Source organism: Iodidimonas muriae (assembly GCF_014647255.1).
GTDB lineage: Bacteria > Pseudomonadota > Alphaproteobacteria > Sphingomonadales > Rhodothalassiaceae > Iodidimonas > Iodidimonas muriae.
The window spans coordinates 180,864-197,883 of sequence record NZ_BMOV01000006.1; the positions used below are offsets into that span (position 1 = coordinate 180,864).

The 17,020-nt window shown below is 54.4% G+C and carries 15 protein-coding genes; 9 read left to right on the top strand and 6 right to left on the bottom strand.

Annotated features, from left to right (window positions below; all coding sequences use genetic code 11):
- Positions 1 to 7: 7 nt before the first annotated feature.
- The 6 genes from purF to IEX96_RS09810 form a co-directional block, all read right to left on the bottom strand.
- Positions 8 to 1,501, bottom strand: a complete 1,494-nt coding sequence (gene purF, locus IEX96_RS09785) for an amidophosphoribosyltransferase (protein WP_188873853.1) — start codon at positions 1,499 to 1,501, stop codon at positions 8 to 10.
- 97 nt (positions 1,502 to 1,598) lie between these two features.
- Positions 1,599 to 2,276 carry a CvpA family protein gene (locus IEX96_RS09790; RefSeq protein ID WP_150005076.1) on the bottom strand — a complete coding sequence of 226 codons (678 nt, stop codon included), beginning with the start codon at positions 2,274 to 2,276 and terminating at the stop codon, positions 1,599 to 1,601.
- 112 nt (positions 2,277 to 2,388) lie between these two features.
- Positions 2,389 to 3,762: a DNA repair protein RadA gene (gene radA / locus IEX96_RS09795; protein WP_150005075.1), complete on the bottom strand. Its 1,374-nt coding sequence runs from the start codon at positions 3,760 to 3,762 to the stop codon at positions 2,389 to 2,391.
- A 98-nt stretch (positions 3,763 to 3,860) separates the two neighbouring features.
- Positions 3,861 to 4,637: an ABC transporter ATP-binding protein gene (locus tag IEX96_RS09800; protein WP_150005074.1), complete on the bottom strand. Its 777-nt coding sequence runs from the start codon at positions 4,635 to 4,637 to the stop codon at positions 3,861 to 3,863.
- Complete coding sequence (locus tag IEX96_RS09805; protein WP_150005073.1) at positions 4,634 to 5,407, bottom strand: MlaE family ABC transporter permease; 774 nt, start codon at positions 5,405 to 5,407, stop codon at positions 4,634 to 4,636. Before IEX96_RS09805 ends, IEX96_RS09800 begins: the two co-directional genes overlap by 4 nt.
- Before the next feature lie 206 nt (positions 5,408 to 5,613).
- Positions 5,614 to 7,131, bottom strand: a complete 1,518-nt coding sequence (locus IEX96_RS09810) for a replicative DNA helicase (protein WP_229773650.1) — start codon at positions 7,129 to 7,131, stop codon at positions 5,614 to 5,616.
- Positions 7,132 to 7,434: 303 nt separating this feature from the next.
- On the opposite strand from IEX96_RS09810, the gene rpsB reads away from it, so the two are divergent.
- The 9 genes from rpsB (at position 7,435) to bamA (ending at position 17,006) form a co-directional block, all read left to right on the top strand.
- On the top strand, positions 7,435 to 8,235 hold the full coding sequence (gene rpsB, locus IEX96_RS09815) for a 30S ribosomal protein S2 (protein ID WP_150005072.1): 801 nt from the start codon (positions 7,435 to 7,437) through the stop codon (positions 8,233 to 8,235).
- A 74-nt stretch (positions 8,236 to 8,309) separates the two neighbouring features.
- On the top strand, positions 8,310 to 9,236 hold the full coding sequence (tsf, locus tag IEX96_RS09820) for a translation elongation factor Ts (protein WP_150005071.1): 927 nt from the start codon (positions 8,310 to 8,312) through the stop codon (positions 9,234 to 9,236).
- A 181-nt stretch (positions 9,237 to 9,417) separates the two neighbouring features.
- Positions 9,418 to 10,152, top strand: coding sequence for a UMP kinase (gene pyrH / locus IEX96_RS09825; protein ID WP_150005070.1), 735 nt, complete (start codon positions 9,418 to 9,420; stop codon positions 10,150 to 10,152).
- Positions 10,145 to 10,702 carry a ribosome recycling factor gene (gene frr, locus IEX96_RS09830; RefSeq protein ID WP_149999428.1) on the top strand — a complete coding sequence of 186 codons (558 nt, stop codon included), beginning with the start codon at positions 10,145 to 10,147 and terminating at the stop codon, positions 10,700 to 10,702. Before pyrH ends, frr begins: the two co-directional genes overlap by 8 nt.
- A complete protein-coding gene (locus tag IEX96_RS09835) occupies positions 10,702 to 11,436 on the top strand; it encodes an isoprenyl transferase (protein WP_150005069.1) in 735 nt (244 codons plus the stop codon). Before frr ends, IEX96_RS09835 begins: the two co-directional genes overlap by 1 nt.
- Complete coding sequence (locus IEX96_RS09840) at positions 11,426 to 12,274, top strand: phosphatidate cytidylyltransferase (protein ID WP_229773651.1); 849 nt, start codon at positions 11,426 to 11,428, stop codon at positions 12,272 to 12,274. Before IEX96_RS09835 ends, IEX96_RS09840 begins: the two co-directional genes overlap by 11 nt.
- Before the next feature lie 15 nt (positions 12,275 to 12,289).
- On the top strand, positions 12,290 to 13,453 hold the full coding sequence (locus IEX96_RS09845) for a 1-deoxy-D-xylulose-5-phosphate reductoisomerase (RefSeq protein ID WP_188873855.1): 1,164 nt from the start codon (positions 12,290 to 12,292) through the stop codon (positions 13,451 to 13,453).
- A gap of 11 nt (positions 13,454 to 13,464) precedes the next feature.
- Positions 13,465 to 14,574 carry an RIP metalloprotease RseP gene (gene rseP / locus IEX96_RS09850; protein ID WP_150005067.1) on the top strand — a complete coding sequence of 370 codons (1,110 nt, stop codon included), beginning with the start codon at positions 13,465 to 13,467 and terminating at the stop codon, positions 14,572 to 14,574.
- A gap of 131 nt (positions 14,575 to 14,705) precedes the next feature.
- A complete protein-coding gene (gene bamA / locus IEX96_RS09855; protein ID WP_229773652.1) occupies positions 14,706 to 17,006 on the top strand; it encodes an outer membrane protein assembly factor BamA in 2,301 nt (766 codons plus the stop codon).
- The last annotated feature ends 14 nt before the right edge of the window (positions 17,007 to 17,020 follow it).

Sequence of the window (17,020 nt, forward strand, 5' to 3'; positions counted from 1 at the left end):
ATTCCCGTTAGTTTAAAGCGGTGATTTCTGCCCTTTGTTTTAAATCGGGCTCTTGATCTTGATCAGTCAAATGCGTCGGATAATCGCCCGTAAAGCAGGCGTCACAATAGCTTGGCCGGTCCATTTGCCGGCCATTTTCCTGCTGGCAGGCGCGGTAAAGCCCATCAATGGAGACAAAGGCCAAACTGTCCGCATGGATATAGCGACACATCTCGTCGATATCCATACGGGCAGCCAACAGCTTTGACCGTTCCGGCGTATCGACACCATAAAAGCAGCTATGTCGGGTTGGGGGGCTGGCGATGCGCATATGCACTTCGCGCGCGCCCGCTTGCCGCATCATATCGACAATCTTCAAGGATGTGGTGCCACGCACGATGGAATCATCCACCAAAATGATGCGCTTTCCATCAATCTGCCAGCGATTGGCATTGTGTTTGAGACGGACACCCAAATGGCGGATTTGGTCCGATGGTTCGATGAAGGTACGGCCCACATAGTGATTGCGAATAATCCCTAATTCAAAGGGAATACCGGATTCGGCTGCATAGCCGATGGCTCCGGGAACGCCTGAATCGGGGACGGGGATCACCACATCCGCGTCAACAGCCGCTTCGCGGGCCAGTTCCGCGCCAATGCGCTTACGCACATCATAAACGGACAGACCATCCACAAGGCTGTCGGGGCGGGCAAAATAGACATGCTCGAAGATACAAGGGCGCGGATTGCACTGCTCGAACGGTTTGATAGAACGGATTGTTGGCACCCCGGCATTATTATTGATGATGACAATTTCGCCCGGTTCCACATCGCGTTCATAGCGGGCGCCCAAAATATCCAGCGCACAGGTTTCCGAGCACAGGATATAGGCATCGCCCAGTTTCCCCAGCACCAAAGGCCGTACACCCAATGGATCGCGCACCCCCATAAGCCCTTCGCGGGTAAGGGTGACAAGAGAATAAGCCCCTTCAATCTTGTGGAGGGCATCGATCAATTTGTCCAATAAGGTATGACAGCCCGAGGTGGCCACAAGATGAATGATGACTTCGCTATCGGATGTGGATTGGAAAATAGAGCCATGCTTTACGAGCTGGCGGCGCAAATGCCACGCATTGGTGAGATTGCCATTATGGGAAACGGCAAAGCCGCCTGTTGCCAGATCCGCGAACAAGGGCTGCACGTTGCGTATGGAACTGCCACCCGCCGTGGAATAGCGCACATGGCCAATGGCCGCGTCGCCCTTCAAGGTTCCGATCAGCTTTTCACTGGTGAAATTATCGGCCACAAGGCCCAATTGTCGCTGGGTGACAAATTGCTTGCCATCGAATGCGGTGATACCGGCGGCTTCTTGCCCGCGATGCTGCAAGGCGTGCAGCCCTAAAACGGAATGAGCGGCGGCATCTTCTGTGCCATAAATTCCGAAAACGCCACATTCTTCATGGAGCTTATCATCATCGAAAGGATGCGTAGAAAGCGGACGACATTGCGATTGGTGGCTCATGTCCGGTGCGGCCCCTGATTTGGTTGGAGGGTCCAAAGTCTGCCTTCATATAGCTTTTGAGTGCGCTTGTGGAAAGGTGTTTTCCCCATATGGCCGATCAGTCGCCGCCATCTTCCTCATTTTGTTCTTTTGTTTTCAAAAGTTCTTCGAATTTTTGATTCATCAAACGCCGCTGTGCCTCTTCATAGGCGGGCTCGGCTGCATCGCGCAGCCGGTCTTTTGACTGATCATAGCTTTCCCGCATCTGATCCAGCAGCGCATCGCCGGTCGGATCGTCTTTTACCGCGCGGAATATATCCGGCCCGGTTTTGGCAAGCATGCTTGCCCCATAAGCCACCAAGGGTTTCAATCGCGCATCTTGCACCCATTGGGGATAGCGTTTTTCCCCCACAACAGACGAAAAGAACAAATATGTGGCAGACACCAGAACAGCCCCCAAAAACAGCCCCAAAGCCGCCCCCAGGGATCGATCGAGAAAACCGGCAGGGCCTGAGCGCACCTTTGATCCGATAAATCCGGCGATCAATTTTAAAAGCACCAGACTGACAATAAACAATAAGGGCAGGGCGATGAAATCCGCCAATGTGGCCGGCGTGATCCAATCGCGGGCAAAACCGGACGCATAGGGCATGCCATAAAGCGTGATCACCACCGCTCCGAACCATGCGACAACCGTTAATAACATGGTGGTAAAGCCGCGAAACACCGCATAGAGCACCGTACCGCCCACAAACAGCAGTACAATCACATCAAAGGCTGTCAAACTTTCGCTCATGCTCTTCCTCGCGGAGATCAATAAACATGCCGGACTGGCCGGCCCCGATGGCACAGACTAACGCATAATTCTGTTCTGGCACCCATTTAGCCGCCGATGCCAGTTCATAAGCTTACACCATTTCACCGTCTGCAAACACCGACACCAGATCTTGCAATCGCCCACAGCTGTTCAGCTTTAGATTATTGCCACCGGCTTTGGTGTTGGCTGGCACCAAAGCGCGGGAAAAGCCAAGCTTGGCAGCTTCTTTCAGCCGGGCTTCTGCCTGTGTAACGGGGCGGACATCGCCCGATAGGCTGATTTCCCCGAAAATAACGGTTTCAGCGGGGACAGGAACACCGGAAAGTGACGATACAAGGGCAGCGGCAACGGCCAAATCCGCCGCAGGTTCCCCCACCTTTAAGCCGCCTGCCACATTGAGATAAATATCCGAAGAGGACAGCCCAAGGCCGCATCGGGCATCCAAAACCGCCAGGACCATGGCCAAGCGACCGGAATCCCAGCCCACAACGGCACGGCGCGGATTGGCCGCCGAACTGGCCGCCACCAGCGCTTGGATTTCCACCAGAACGGGGCGCGATCCTTCAATTCCCGCAAACACAGCCGACCCCGCCACTTCGGCCGATCGGTCCGATAAGAACAGTTGGGAAGGGTTGGATACTTCGGCCAAGCCCATGCCGGTCATTTCAAAAACGCCAATTTCATCGGTGCCGCCAAAGCGGTTCTTGACGCTTCTTAAAATGCGATATTGGTGGCCGCGTTCGCCTTCAAAATAGAGCACCGTATCAACCATATGCTCCAAAACGCGGGGGCCGGCGATCTGGCCGTCTTTGGTCACATGGCCGACAATCAATATGATCGTGCCGCGGGATTTGGCAAAGGAGATCAATTCCGCAGCACATGCCCGCACTTGCGCCACGGTGCCAGGGGCTGAATCGAGGCTATCCACAAACACGGTCTGGATGGAATCGATCACAAGCACCGCAGGCGGTTTGGCCCCATCCACGGTGGTAAGGATATCCCGCAAATTGGTGGCCGCGCCCAAAGCCAATGGCGCTTTGCTCAGCCCCAAACGATCGGCGCGCATCTGCACCTGTGCCGTGGCTTCTTCGCCAGAAATATAGACGCAAGAATGTCCGGCATTGGAAAGCGCCGCCATGGCTTGCAACAATAATGTGGATTTGCCGATTCCCGGATCTCCGCCGATCAGCAGCGCCGAGCCCGGCACAAGACCGCCGCCCGTAGCGCGATCGAATTCCGCCAGACCGCTTTGCAGGCGGGGCGGATTGTCCGCCGGTTGGCCAAGATCCACCAGATCCACTTTGCGCCCCCGGCTGCCGCCCAGACCTTTGGGCCGCCCGGATGCACCAAGGCTGACTTCTTCCGTGATGGAGTTCCATTCGCCGCAATCGTCGCAGCGACCTTGCCATTTGCGATAAACCGCCCCGCAAGATTGGCAGATAAATTGTGTCTGTGTTTTCGCCATAGTCTGGATGTTAGCGTTTTGTTCTTATATCGCAAGTGTATTTTGGCCAATCGCAGCACTTTATCCGGCGAGAGGGGAAATCAATCGAAGCCGCCGCCCTAGGCCGACCGAACAGCCATTTTGATCGGTCCATCAGCGCGCCCGTGGATGAATTGATCCACATAGGCGTTGTTGCTGTTATCCACCTGTTCCTTGGCGCCTTGCCAGATGATCTTGCCCTGATAAAGCATGGCCACCTGATCGGCGATTTTCCGCGCACTGGCCATATCATGGGTAATGGTAACGGTGGTGACCCCCAGATCCCTTACACATTCGACAATCAGATCATTGATCACATCGGCCATGATGGGATCAAGCCCGGTGGTTGGCTCGTCAAAAAAGATAATGTCCGGTTCGGTGGCAATGGCCCGCGCCAATCCCACCCGCTTTTTCATCCCGCCGGACAGTTCATCGGGGTGCAAATTGGCCACATCCGCAGCAAGGCCAACCCGCTGCAGCTTTTCAATGGCGATCTCTTTGGCTTCATTGCGCTTCATGCCGCGTGCCTTCATCAAGCCGAAGGACACATTTTCCCAGACGGGCAGGGAATCGAACAGCGCCGCCCCTTGGAACAGCATCCCGAATTTGGCCATTTGGGCTTTGCGTTCCTTATGGGACTGGCGAAGCACATCTTTGCCATCAATACGGATCATGCCGCTTTCCGGGCGCAAAAGCCCCAGAATACATTTTAGCAAAACGGATTTTCCGGTGCCCGATCCGCCAATGACCACAAGGCTTTCGCCTTTGAGGACCGTCAGATCGACACCATCCAGAACCACTTTGGAGCCAAAGCGCTTTTTGACACCGGCTAATTCAATTTTGGGAGTTTGCGTCATGATTGAAACACCGTGATGGTGATGATCAGATTGGCCAGCAAAATCAGGATAAAGGCCGACACAACCGCATTGGTGGTGGCCCGTCCCACGCCTTGCGCGCCACCGGAAGAATGATAGCCGTGATAACAGCCCATCAGCGAAATGATCACCCCGAAAACCCCGGCTTTTACCAAGGACGATACAATGTCGGTGGTTTCCAGAAAATTCATGGTGGCCACCAGATAATTACCCGGATTAAAGCCAAGCCGTTGTGTCGCCACCAGAAAACCGCCGAACACGCCGATGGTATTGGCAACGATCACCAGAAGGGGCAGGGTGACGAGCCCGGCCAGAAGGCGCGGCACCACCAGATATTTATAGGGATCGGTGGAGAGTGTCACCAAAGCGTCGATCTGTTCCGTCACCCGCATGGTGCCGATTTCGGCGGCCATGGCAGACGATACCCGCCCCGCGACCATCAGCCCCCCCAATACCGGCCCAAGCTCGCGCACAATGGCGATCACCACAACGGCCGCCATGGTGCTTTCAGCATTGAATCGCTCGGAGCCAACATAGATTTGCTGGGCCAAAGCGGCGCCGGTGAATAAGGCGGTCAGCCCCACAACAGGTAAGGAATAATATCCGATGACCATCATTTGTTGGCCGATATTCTTCAAAAAGAACGGCGGTTGCAGCACATGACGGACCGAATTGGCGGCGAAAATGGCAAGACGGCCCAATGCCGCCAGCGCTTCAAGAGTGAAGCGACCAACAGTGGCAAAAAAATTCACAGCACATCCTTTTCATGAAGTGTGCGGTGCAAGCCATTGAATGAAAGGCCAGACCTGGCGACAGAGATAAGATACATAAGCCGTAAAAATCCGAAGATAGGGCCGACATGCGGACAGAATTCGATCATAAGTGCGCGCGACCTTAGAGGACCGCTTGGCATGGGTCAATTCACGCAAGCGTGCCTTTTTTGTGCAGCATGCTATCCTTATTCAAATCTGTCGGCGGTATATTCGGGAACCGCTTCATCGGTGAAGCGCGTGGTTTCCTTGGCAAAGCGCAGGCGCACGGTGCCGGTGGGGCCATGTCTTTGTTTGCCCACGATCACCTCGGCCAATCCCCGTGACCGCTCCATCATATCCACCCATTCGGCGAATTTTTTCTCATCGCCCTCATCGGGCTTTTGCTGCTCTTTATAATATTCATCACGATAGACGAACATCACGATATCAGCATCCTGCTCAATGGAGCCGGATTCACGCAAATCCGAAAGCTGTGGGCGTTTGTTTTCGCGGCTTTCCACTGTACGGCTAAGCTGAGACAGCGCCATCACCGGCACCTCCAGCTTTTTCGCCAAGGCCTTCAGGCCACGGGTGATCTCCGAGATTTCCTGTACCCGGCTTTCCGATCGGGTCGAGCCGCTTAGAAGTTGCAGATAATCGACAATCACCAGACCGATATTGTGCAGCCGCTTCAATCGCCGCGCACGGGTGTAAACCCCGGCAATGGAAAGGGCGGCGGTATCATCCACATAAAGCGGCAAATTTTCGATATCCCGCACGGCGCGGGCCAGATCTTCAAATTGGGAATCGGTCAAACGGCCCCGGCGCATTTCTTCGGATTTGATATTGGCGCGGTCGGCAACCACACGGGCTGCAAGCTGATCCGCCGACATTTCCAACGAGAAAAAGGCCACCGCCGCACCGCGTGTGCGCTTCATATCCACCCCGGCTTCCCTATCATCAAGCCAGCGTTTGGCAGCATTGAAGGCGATATTGGTTGCCAGCGAGGTTTTCCCCATGGCCGGACGCCCGGCCAGGATCAGCAAGTCGGTGGGATGCAGGCCGCCAATTTGCGCATCCAAAGCTTTCAGCCCTGTGGACACGCCGGAAATTTTATCCGGATCTTTATACGCGGCTTCCGCCGCTTCCAGGGCTTTATAAACAGCGGTCCGGAAAGGCGTGAAAGAGGTGCCGGCACTTCCGGTTTGCGCCAGATCGAACAGTTTCGATTCCGCCGCCTCCAATTGCCCTTCGCCCGAATCCGCAGGGTCGGCGTCATAAGCACTGACCACCATTTCGTTGCCGACTGAAATCAATGAGCGGCGAAGCGCCAGATCCCGCAAGGTGCGGCCATAATCCACCGCATTGATGATGGTGGCGGCCGATGCGGCCAGACGCGCCAGATACGCGCCGCCGCCCATATCGGCAAGGGCTTCATCTTTATCGAAAAATGGCCGCAGCTTGATGGGGTCTGCCGTATGATCGCGGTCAATGAGCCGCAGAATCATTTCATAGATGCGCCCATGCACCGGTTCAAAAAAATGTTCCGGATGCAGATATTCGCGCACCTGTTCGGCGGCTTCATTGTTTACCAGCATGGCGCCAAGCAGCGCTTGCTCGACCTCCAGATTGCTGGGAGGCCGGCGATAATCCAATGTGTCATCAGCGGCGCTGTCTCGTGCGTCACTGTGGGTCATGTTTTGAGTATATTCGGTCATAGACATGACAGATGCCATGAAGCATCGAAACAGTGAAGATAAATTGAGCCCTTTTGCGCTTTGTCCCCGTTATTCTTATCCACAGCTGTGAACTCTGGGGATAAGTTGTCGGTATCGGATTGTGACAGAACGGCCCTTCATTGGTGCGATTTCCCTTGCAATCCGAGGCGGACCGATATAGGCCACGCTTATTCCACACATGGGCCGCAAGGCAGGGTGACCCGCAGGTCATTTCCCGCCATCCGGTGTTTCTGAATGTTCAGAGATATTTTGGCTCATGGAGGACGAACCGGTAAAGGAGAGAGACCTATGGCGCTGCCAGAATTCAGCATGCGTCAGCTTTTGGAAGCTGGCGTTCATTTCGGCCATCAAACCCATCGTTGGAATCCCAAGATGGGGCCGTATATTTTCGGTGATCGTAACGGCATTCATGTCGTTGATCTGTCGAAAACCGTTCCCCTGCTTGCCCGTGCAATGAAAGAAGTCCGCGATGTTGTCGCCGGTGGCGGCCGCGTGCTTTTCGTTGGCACCAAGCGTCAGGCATCCCCGATCGTGGCCGATGCGGCCCGTCGCTCCGGGCAATATTATGTGAACCACCGTTGGCTTGGCGGCATGCTGACCAACTGGCGGACCATTTCCCAGTCGATCAAGCGTTTGAAGCAACTTGATGAGCGTTTGGCCGATACGACCACCGGCTTCACCAAGAAAGAACGCCTGCAATTGACCCGCCAGCGCGATAAGCTCGAGCTGTCTTTGGGCGGTATCCGCGATATGGGTGGTTTGCCTGATCTCATTTTCATCATCGATACCAATCGTGAAGAAATTGCCATTCAGGAAGCCAATCGCCTTGGCATCCCCGTGGTGGCTGTGGTTGATACCAATTCCAATCCCGATGGTGTGTCTTTCCCTGTTCCCGGGAATGATGATGCCACCCGCGCCATCAAACTTTATTGCGACCTGATGGCCCTTTCCATCCTTGATGGGATTTCCGAGCAGCTTGGTGCAAGCGGGGCCGATATTGGCGCCATGGATGAAGCGCCGGTTGAAGAAGCCCTTATCGAAAGCGCGCAGCCTTCCGAAGAAAATGCTGCTCCGGCAAGCGCCGAATAAGGCTCCATTCGGGGCGCGCATGAAAACCGTGCCGCCCCTTCGACCCTATCAGGATAAGACTCGAGGAAGAGAACATGGCTGGAATTACAGCTGCAATGGTGAAAGAGCTTCGCACCAAAACCGGTGCGGGCATGATGGATTGCAAAAAAGCGCTGGGTGAAAATGACGGCGATGTAGAAGCCGCCATTGATTGGCTGCGCAAAAAAGGTCTGGCGGCCGCTGCCAAGAAATCCGGTCGCGTGGCCTCTGAAGGCCTGATCGGCGTTGTCACAAACGGCACGCGCGGTGCAATGGTTGAAGTGAACTCGGAAACCGATTTCGTTGCCCGTAACGACCAGTTCCAGGGCTTTGTGAGCGAAGTTGCCAAAATTGCGCTTGCTGCGGGCTCCGATGTGGATGCTATCAAAGCCAGCGATTTCCCGGGGGCAGGCCGCACAGTGGAAGAGCAGGTCACACATCTGATCGCCACGATTGGCGAGAATATGTCCTTCCGGCGCGCTGTTGCACTTGAAGTCTCCGAAGGCTATGTGGGCAGCTATGTCCATGGCGCGGTTTCCGATGGTATTGGCAAGATCGGCGTTCTTGTGGCGCTGCAATCAAGTGCTTCGGAAGATGTTTTGGCGCCCTTGGCCAAGCATATCGCCATGCATGTGGCGGCAACGGCTCCGCAATCCCTGACGGTGGAAGATCTTGATCCCCAGTTGATCGAGCGTGAAAAAACCATTTTCAGCGATCAGGCGCGCGCTTCCGGCAAGCCGGACAATATCATCGAAAAGATGATCGAAGGCCGTATGCGCAAATACTATGAAGAAGTGGTGTTGCTGCGTCAGGCTTCCGTTGTGGATGGTGAAAACCGTATCGAACAGGTTGTGGAAGCAGCTGCCAAAGCAGCTGGAACTCCCATCACACTGACCGCATTCAGCCGTTTTGCGCTGGGTGAGGGCGTGGAAAAAGAAGAAACCGATTTCGCTGCAGAAGTGAAAGCGGCCGCCGGCGTCTGATTTTCAGACCAAGGGCATGAAACAATCCAGCCCGGTGGCATATTTGCCTCCGGGTTTTTTTCGGAAAAAAATCATCAGGATTGCTGTTTTCGCTGGTGGCAAGACACCGAAACTACGGTTAAGCTGCTGATCCGATATTCAGTCGATCCATATATCCCCCAGGCAGATGGAAGTGCGTATAATGGCCTCTCCCAAATATAAGCGTGTGTTGCTTAAACTGTCCGGCGAGGCGCTGATGGGTGATAATGCATATGGCATTGACCCTTCGGTGATCGACCGTGTAGCCGAGGATATTAGTGAAGCGCGCGATCTGGGCGCCGAGATTTGTCTGGTGGTTGGCGGAGGAAATATTTTTCGCGGGCTTTCCGCTGCCGCCAGTGGGTTTGACCGTGCTTCGGCCGATTATATGGGCATGCTGGCCACGGTGATGAATGCCTTGGCCGTTCAGAACGGCCTTGAAAAACAAGGGATTCACACCCGTGTTTTGTCTGCCATTCCCATGTCTAGCGTGTGCGAGCCTTATATTCGCCGCCGCGCCATTCGGCATATGGAAAAGGGCCGGGTGGTTATTTTCGCGGCCGGCACCGGTAATCCATTCTTCACCACAGACACAGCCGCCGCCTTGCGGGCCGCCGAAATGTCGTGCGATGCCTTATTGAAAGGCACGCAGGTGGATGGTGTTTATACAGCAGACCCGAAAAAAGATCCCACGGCAGAGCGATATGAAAGCCTGAGCTTTATGGATGTCTTGCGGCAGGATTTGCAGGTCATGGATGCTTCGGCTGTCAGCTTGTGTCGTGAGAACAACATTCCTATTTTGGTTTTTTCAATTCAAAGCAAGGGAGAGCTGGCGCGCGTTTTAGACGGGTCAGGCACTTGCACGATTGTTGGTGAGGAGGACGGAACCAATGGCTGAGCCCGATATCAAAGATCTCGAACGTCGGATGAATGGCGCAGTTGAAACCTTGCGTCAGGACTTTGCAGGATTGCGCACCGGGCGCGCCAATACAGCCATGCTGGACCCTGTTATGGTGGATGTTTATGGCGCGGCCATGCCCATCAATCAGGTTGCGACCATATCAACACCGGAAGCGCGTTTGCTTAGCGTGCAGGTGTGGGACCGCAGCAATGTGAGCGCTGTAGAAAAGGCGATTCGCAATTCCGGACTGGGCCTCAATCCCATGACCGAAGGATCGACTTTGCGGATTCCCGTTCCTGAATTGAATGAAGAACGTCGGCGGGAAATGTCGAAAGTGGCTTCGAAATATGCCGAGCAATCCAAAGTTGCCATTCGCAATGTGCGCCGCGATGGTATGGATGGTGTGAAAAAGAGCGAAAAGAACGGTGATTTGGCACAAGATGATGCCAAGAAATGGTCTGAGCGCATCCAGAAGCTGACAGACGATCATATCGCGCAGGTGGATGAGATTCTCAGCCATAAGGAAAAGGAGATCATGCAGGTCTGATGGCCTCTGTTCAGCCGACAATAGACAGTGCCAGTGCGGTCATTCCGCGCCATGTCGCCATTATCATGGACGGCAATGGCCGATGGGCGTCTGCGCACCATCTTCCCCGCGCCATGGGGCATCGGCGCGGCGCCGAAGCTGTGCGCCGGGCCGTGAAGGGCTGCATTTCGCAAGGGGTGTCCGTTCTTACGCTTTATGCGTTTTCTTCGGAAAACTGGAAACGGCCCGCCGACGAGATCGAAGACCTTATGGGGCTTTTGCGCCTTTATTTGCGGCGCGAAATAGATGATCTGCATAAAAACGATGTGCGTTTGCGGTTTATGGGGGATGTGTCCAAACTCTCTCCGGATTTGCAAAAAATGATCTCGGCTGCCGAAACCCTGACAGCCCGGAACCAGACCCTGACCCTTGTGATTGCATTGAATTACGGATCGCAGTCGGAAATCGTTGCGGCCTGCCAGACTTTGGCAGCGAAAGTGGCAAAGGGCGATTTGACCCCTGATGACATAACCGATGACCTTTTGGCGTCGCATCTACAATTGTCTGATCTGCCGCATCCTGATCTGGTTATCCGCACCAGCGGCGAGCGACGTCTGAGCAATTTTTTGCTTTGGCAATCGGCTTATGCGGAATTGCTGTTTCTCGATGTGCTCTGGCCTGATTTTAACGAGCAGACCCTTAAGGATGCCATTGCGGATTATCAAAGACGGGAGCGACGTTTTGGTGGACGGTAGCAGCGACGAGCAAAGCCTTGAGGGGCAGGCCATCCCCGTACAAAGTGCCCCATCGCATTTGATGACGCGGGTGGCGTCTGCCCTGATTTTGATCCCCTTGGCGTTGGCGGCGGTTTGGCTTGGCGGAGACTGGTTCGCAGGGCTTTTAAGCCTTGTGGGGATTTTGATGATCCTGGAATGGGGGCAGATCATTGGATTGCCAAAACGGGATCTGGGGCTTTTTCTTGCGCTTAATCTGATGCTTGTTGTGGGCTTTATCCTGCTGCCAGTTGATATGTTGTTGCCACAATGGGCCGGGGTAACTGTTGGATTGTCCCTGTATTTTCTGTTGTTCGGTGCCTTTTTTAAATCAGCACGTCCGGTTATCTGGCTGGGGCTGGCGACCCTTTATTGCTGGACACCGCTTTATGCCCTTTATTGGCTGCGCGGGGCTGAAAACGGCTTATGGCTTGTGGCGTGGGTGCTTTTGGTGGTGTGGGGCACGGATATCGGCGGCTATTTTGTTGGCCGATCCGTGGGGGGTGCCAAACTCGTGCCACAAATTAGCCCCAACAAGACATGGTCTGGCCTTATTGGTGGTATGGCGCTTGCCGCATTGGCTGGGTTTATCGGGGCCATATGGTTCGACCTTGGTTCAATCGTGCTTTTGGCCAGTCTGGGAGCCTTGTTGGCCATTGTGGGGCAGGCCGGTGATATTGTGGAAAGCGCGTTGAAACGGCGATTTGGGGTAAAAGATTCTGGCCGAATCATCCCCGGGCACGGGGGTGTGCTTGATCGGGTTGATGGTTTGGTTTTCGTGGCTCCAGTGGTGGCGCTGGCTGTCGCGCTTTATAATTAAAAGATAGGCACTTTAATGAACGAGACGCGCAGTATTACAATTTTGGGGTCCACCGGATCGATCGGGTGCAATACCCTTGATCTGATTGAAGCGAACCCCGATCAGTGGCGCGTTGTGGCGCTTACAGCCAACAAAAATGTGGCCAAATTGGCTGAACAGGCGCGGCGCGTTGGTGCCGAGCATGCAGTGATTGCTGATCCGGATCACTATACGGCGCTCAAAGAGGCATTGGCAGGCAGTGGCATCAAGGTGTCCGCTGGGCCGCAGGCTTTGGTGGATGCCGCACAAGAGCCCGCCGATTGGGTGATGGCCGGGATTGTCGGTGCAGCGGGCCTTGCCCCCACATTGGCAGCGGTCAAACGTGGGGCGATGGTTGGCCTTGCCAATAAGGAATGTCTGGTTTGTGCCGGTGATCTGGTGATGAAAGCCGTGAAAGAGTGCGGCGCAACCATTTTACCCGTCGATTCCGAACATAATGCGATTTTTCAGGTCTTTGATTTTGTCCGCTCAGAAGGCGTTTCGAAAATTATCCTCACCGCTTCCGGAGGGCCATTCCGCACCCGCCCGCGCCACAGCTTGGCAACGGTCACACCAGAAGAGGCGGTGAAGCATCCCAATTGGGCCATGGGCGCGAAGATCTCTATCGATTCTGCCACGATGATGAACAAAGGGCTGGAACTGATTGAAGCTTATCATCTTTTCCCACTTCCCGAAGATAAGATAGAAATCCTTGTCCACCCGCAATCGGTGATCCATTCCATGGTGGAATATGTTGATGGATCGGTTTTGGCGCAGCTTGGCAGCCCGGATATGCGCACGCCCATCGCTTATTCTTTGGCATGGCCAGCGCGGATGCCAGCCCCTGTGAAGCGGCTTGATCTGGCACAAATTTCGCGGCTGGATTTCGAGGCTCCCGATGACACGCAATTCCCGGCCTTGCGCATGGCTCGTGAGGCTTTGCGTCAGGGGGGATTCGCACCGACAATCCTGAATGCCGCCAACGAAATCGCCGTTGCGGCTTTTCTGGATCGGCGCATCGGCTTTTTGGATATCACATCTGTGGTCGAGGATTGTTTAGCCGCGTTTCCGCATAGCGAGCCGGACAGCCTGGAAGGCATCTATGATATGGATGCCCGCGCCCGCGCCCAAGCGGATATATGCATCAAAGCGTTGGCATAGGGACATAGACGATGGAAACCGATGGCCCCGGTCTGATTTTTACGATTCTCAGCTTTCTGTTGGCGCTCACCATATTGGTTTTCGTACATGAATGGGGCCATTATATCGTCGCGCGCTTTTTCAAAGTGCGGGTCGAGGTGTTTTCCATTGGATTTGGACGGGAAATTTACGGCTGGACGGCGAAAAGCGGGACCCGCTGGAAAATCAGCCTTCTCCCTTTGGGCGGCTATGTGCGGTTTTTCGGTGATGCCGATGCGGCCAGCAAGGGAGCGGCCAATCTGGACAGCACCCTAAGCGCTGAAGAGCGTGCCGTGTGTTTTCACTTCAAGCCCGTGGGGCAACGGGCGGCGATCGTTGCCGCCGGTCCGCTGATCAATTTCCTGTTTGCCATTCTCATCTATTTCGGCCTGTTCATGAGCTATGGACAGCCGGTGCAGCCCCCCATTGTTGCCGGGCTTGCGCCAGATATGCCTGCGCAAGCTGCAGGCCTGCAGGAAGGGGACCGCATCCTTTCCGTAGCGGGGCATAAAATCGAAGATGTGCGTGATCTGGTGCGCACAGTGTCACTTTACCCAAAAATGGCCGTGGATATCACGTTTCAACGGCACGGGCAGCGCATGGATAGCCGCGTGACCCTTGCTGAAGACCTGCAAGTCGACCGTTTCGGGAATGAATATCGGCGCGGATTGCTAGGGGTGCAGCTGGATGCGCCAACAGAGATTCGCACAGTCGGGCCCATCGAAGCCTTTGGTGATTCCGTTTCGGAAACCCTGACCATGGCCCGAATGATGCTGACGGCGACCGGGCAGGTGATTATGGGGATTCGCTCTCTTGACGATCTTGGCGGTCCGGTGAAAATTGCTAAAGTGACGGGTGAGCAAGCGTCATTGGGGTGGTTGGCCTTTATCGAGTTTGTGGCGCTGATTTCCATCAATTTGGGGCTTGTGAACCTGTTTCCCATTCCTATGCTGGATGGTGGACATCTGTTGTTTCATCTGTTCGAGGCCATCAAAGGATCGCCGGTTAATGCCCGAATTCAGGAGATGGGATATATGGTCGGCTTTGCCCTTATTATCGGGCTAATGCTTTTTCTGACCTTGAACGACTTGCAATCTTTGTAGCCTTACGACAGTGTGCGCACGCATCCGTTATGAATTTCAATTATTATAAAAGGTCTGTGAAATTGCGTTCGATCTTGCTTGTCCGGGTGCTTGCGTTTCTGTTTGTGATTGGCTGCTTAGGGCCTTTGGCCGTGCCAGCCTCCGTCAAAGCGCAAGGGTCTGCTCCTTTTCCTTCGGGGGAAGGGCGGATTGAAGGAATCGCGGTTTCCGGGATTCAACGTATTGAGCCAGCCACGGTTGTCTCATATCTTTCGGTTCGGGTCGGTGACCCATTTGATCCCGAAAGATTGGATGACAGCCTGAAACGGTTGTTTGCAACCGGGCTGTTCGCGGACGTTTCCTTCGACCGCAACGGCAATACGTTGGTGATTCAGGTCACGGAAAATCCCATTATCAACCGCATTATTTTCGACGGAAATAAACGGCTGGATAATGAAGAACTGAGTGCCGAGGTGCAATTGCGCCCGCGTATTGTTTTCACCCGTGCCAAAGTGCAGGCCGACGTACAGCGCATGCTGGACCTTTACCAACGGTCCGGGCGCTTTGCTGCTGTGATCGAACCAAAGGTGGTGCAGCTTCCGCAAAACCGCGTCGATTTGATCTTCGAAATTTCGGAAGGGCCGAAAAGTAAGATCCGGCGGATCAATTTTATCGGAAATACGGCCTTTTCCGACAAGGATTTGCGCGAACAGCTTGCCACCACGGAAGCGCGTTGGTGGCGGCTTTTTGGATCGAACGATACCTATGATCCCGATCGTCAGGCCTTTGACCGCGAACAGCTTCGCCGGTTTTACTTCAATAATGGCTATGCGGATTTCCGGGTGATTTCTGCTACGGCCGAGCTGACCCCGGACAGGGAAGATTTTATCGTCACCTTCGTTGTGGAAGAAGGCGAGATTTATCATTTCGGCACCGTCGATGTGGAAAGTGAAATCCGCGACATCGATGAAGGGCTGTTCCGTGTTTTTCTCGGGATGCGCGAAGGCCAGCTTTATAATCTGGACAGAATCACCGACACGGTGGATCGGCTGACCAATGCGGCCGGTGTGTTGGGGTATGCTTTTGTCAATGTGCGGCCCATGCCGCGCAAAAACCGGGAAACCAGAACGCTGGATATCACCTTCAGGGTGCTGGACGCGCCGCGCGTTTATGTGGAGCGTATTGCTGTGCATGGCAATGTGCGTACCCGTGATGAAGTGGTTCGCCGTGAATTCCGCCTTGTGGAAGGCGATGCGTTCAATCTTTCAAAGATGGAACGCTCTCGTCAGCGCATCCAGTCTTTGGGATTCTTCCGTGAGTCAGAGGTGGAACAGCTTCCCGGGAGCCGCGAAGACCGTTTGGTCCTTGATGTGAGCTTGCAAGAAGATGCAACCGGTGAATTGTCCCTTGGTGCTGCTTTTTCCAGTCTGGAAAACTTCATTTTCGAGTTCAGCATTCGGGAACGGAATCTTTTGGGACGTGCGCAGGAATTGCGGTTGAATTTCTCGCTGTCCAGCTTGCGTCAGCAGATTGATGTCGGTTTTACAGAACCGCGCTTCTTGGGACGCAATATTTCGGCAGGGATCGATCTGTTCCAGATCAATCTTGAACAGAGCCAATTCAGTAGCTTCCAGACCACCACCACCGGTATTTCCTTCCGCCTTGGTCTTCCCATTGCAGAACGTGCGGTCTTGGCCTTGCGTTATTCCATCCGGCGCGATTTGGTGGATATTGGCAATATCGATCCGAACAGAACGTCCCGTTTCATTCGTGATCAGCTTGGCGATAATATTACGTCCTTGTTCGGCTATAGCCTGATCTATGACAGCCTCAACCATCCCTTGCGGCCCACCCGTGGCCAACGGGCCGTATTCAGTCAGGATCTTGCTGGTTTGGGCGGCGATATCTTTTATCTTCGGACCCGCCTGGATTATGATAAATTCGTTCCGCTGATCTGGGGCTTCTACGGGCGCTTGGGCGCAGAAGGTGGCTATATCCGGGGGCTTGGTCAGGATATTCGCATCAATGACCGTTTCTTCCTCGGCGGCCCCAAAGTGCGTGGCTTTGATACGGCTGGTCTTGGCCCTGCGGCTGTTCTTCTGGATGATGATGGTAACCCGATCGCCGGCCTTCGCCCCGATTTCATCGGGGGTGAGGCTTTCTATCAGGGAACGGCCGAATTGTTCCTTCCTTTGGGTGAAGCCGCGCGTGAAATGGGCGTTCAGGCCAGCCTGTATCTGGATGCCGCATCTTTGTTCGAATTGAGCAATGATTTCGACTTCGAAGGTGAGGCAGTGTTTGGTGACACTGCGGAACCACGCGTTTCGGTTGGTCTTGGTGTTGCGTGGGAATCGCCTTTCGGGCCGTTCCGTATCGATTTTGCCAAGATTTTGAAGAGCCAACCATTTGATGACACAAAATCGTTTCAATTTAATGTTGGAACTAGCTTCTAATGTATAAGGGAGGA

Bases quoted from the DNA above. Each gene is read 5' to 3' on its own strand.
- purF (WP_188873853.1), bottom strand. From the start codon at position 1,501: ATGAGCCACCAATCGCAATGTCGTCCGCTTTCTACGCATCCTTTCGAT.
- IEX96_RS09790 (WP_150005076.1), bottom strand. From the start codon at position 2,276: ATGAGCGAAAGTTTGACAGCCTTTGATGTGATTGTACTGCTGTTTGTG.
- radA (WP_150005075.1), bottom strand. From the start codon at position 3,762: ATGGCGAAAACACAGACACAATTTATCTGCCAATCTTGCGGGGCGGTT.
- IEX96_RS09800 (WP_150005074.1), bottom strand. From the start codon at position 4,637: ATGACGCAAACTCCCAAAATTGAATTAGCCGGTGTCAAAAAGCGCTTT.
- IEX96_RS09810 (WP_229773650.1), bottom strand. From the start codon at position 7,131: ATGTCTATGACCGAATATACTCAAAACATGACCCACAGTGACGCACGA.
- rpsB (WP_150005072.1), top strand. From the start codon at position 7,435: ATGGCGCTGCCAGAATTCAGCATGCGTCAGCTTTTGGAAGCTGGCGTT.
- tsf (WP_150005071.1), top strand. From the start codon at position 8,310: ATGGCTGGAATTACAGCTGCAATGGTGAAAGAGCTTCGCACCAAAACC.
- pyrH (WP_150005070.1), top strand. From the start codon at position 9,418: ATGGCCTCTCCCAAATATAAGCGTGTGTTGCTTAAACTGTCCGGCGAG.
- frr (WP_149999428.1), top strand. From the start codon at position 10,145: ATGGCTGAGCCCGATATCAAAGATCTCGAACGTCGGATGAATGGCGCA.
- IEX96_RS09835 (WP_150005069.1), top strand. From the start codon at position 10,702: ATGGCCTCTGTTCAGCCGACAATAGACAGTGCCAGTGCGGTCATTCCG.
- IEX96_RS09845 (WP_188873855.1), top strand. From the start codon at position 12,290: ATGAACGAGACGCGCAGTATTACAATTTTGGGGTCCACCGGATCGATC.
- rseP (WP_150005067.1), top strand. From the start codon at position 13,465: ATGGAAACCGATGGCCCCGGTCTGATTTTTACGATTCTCAGCTTTCTG.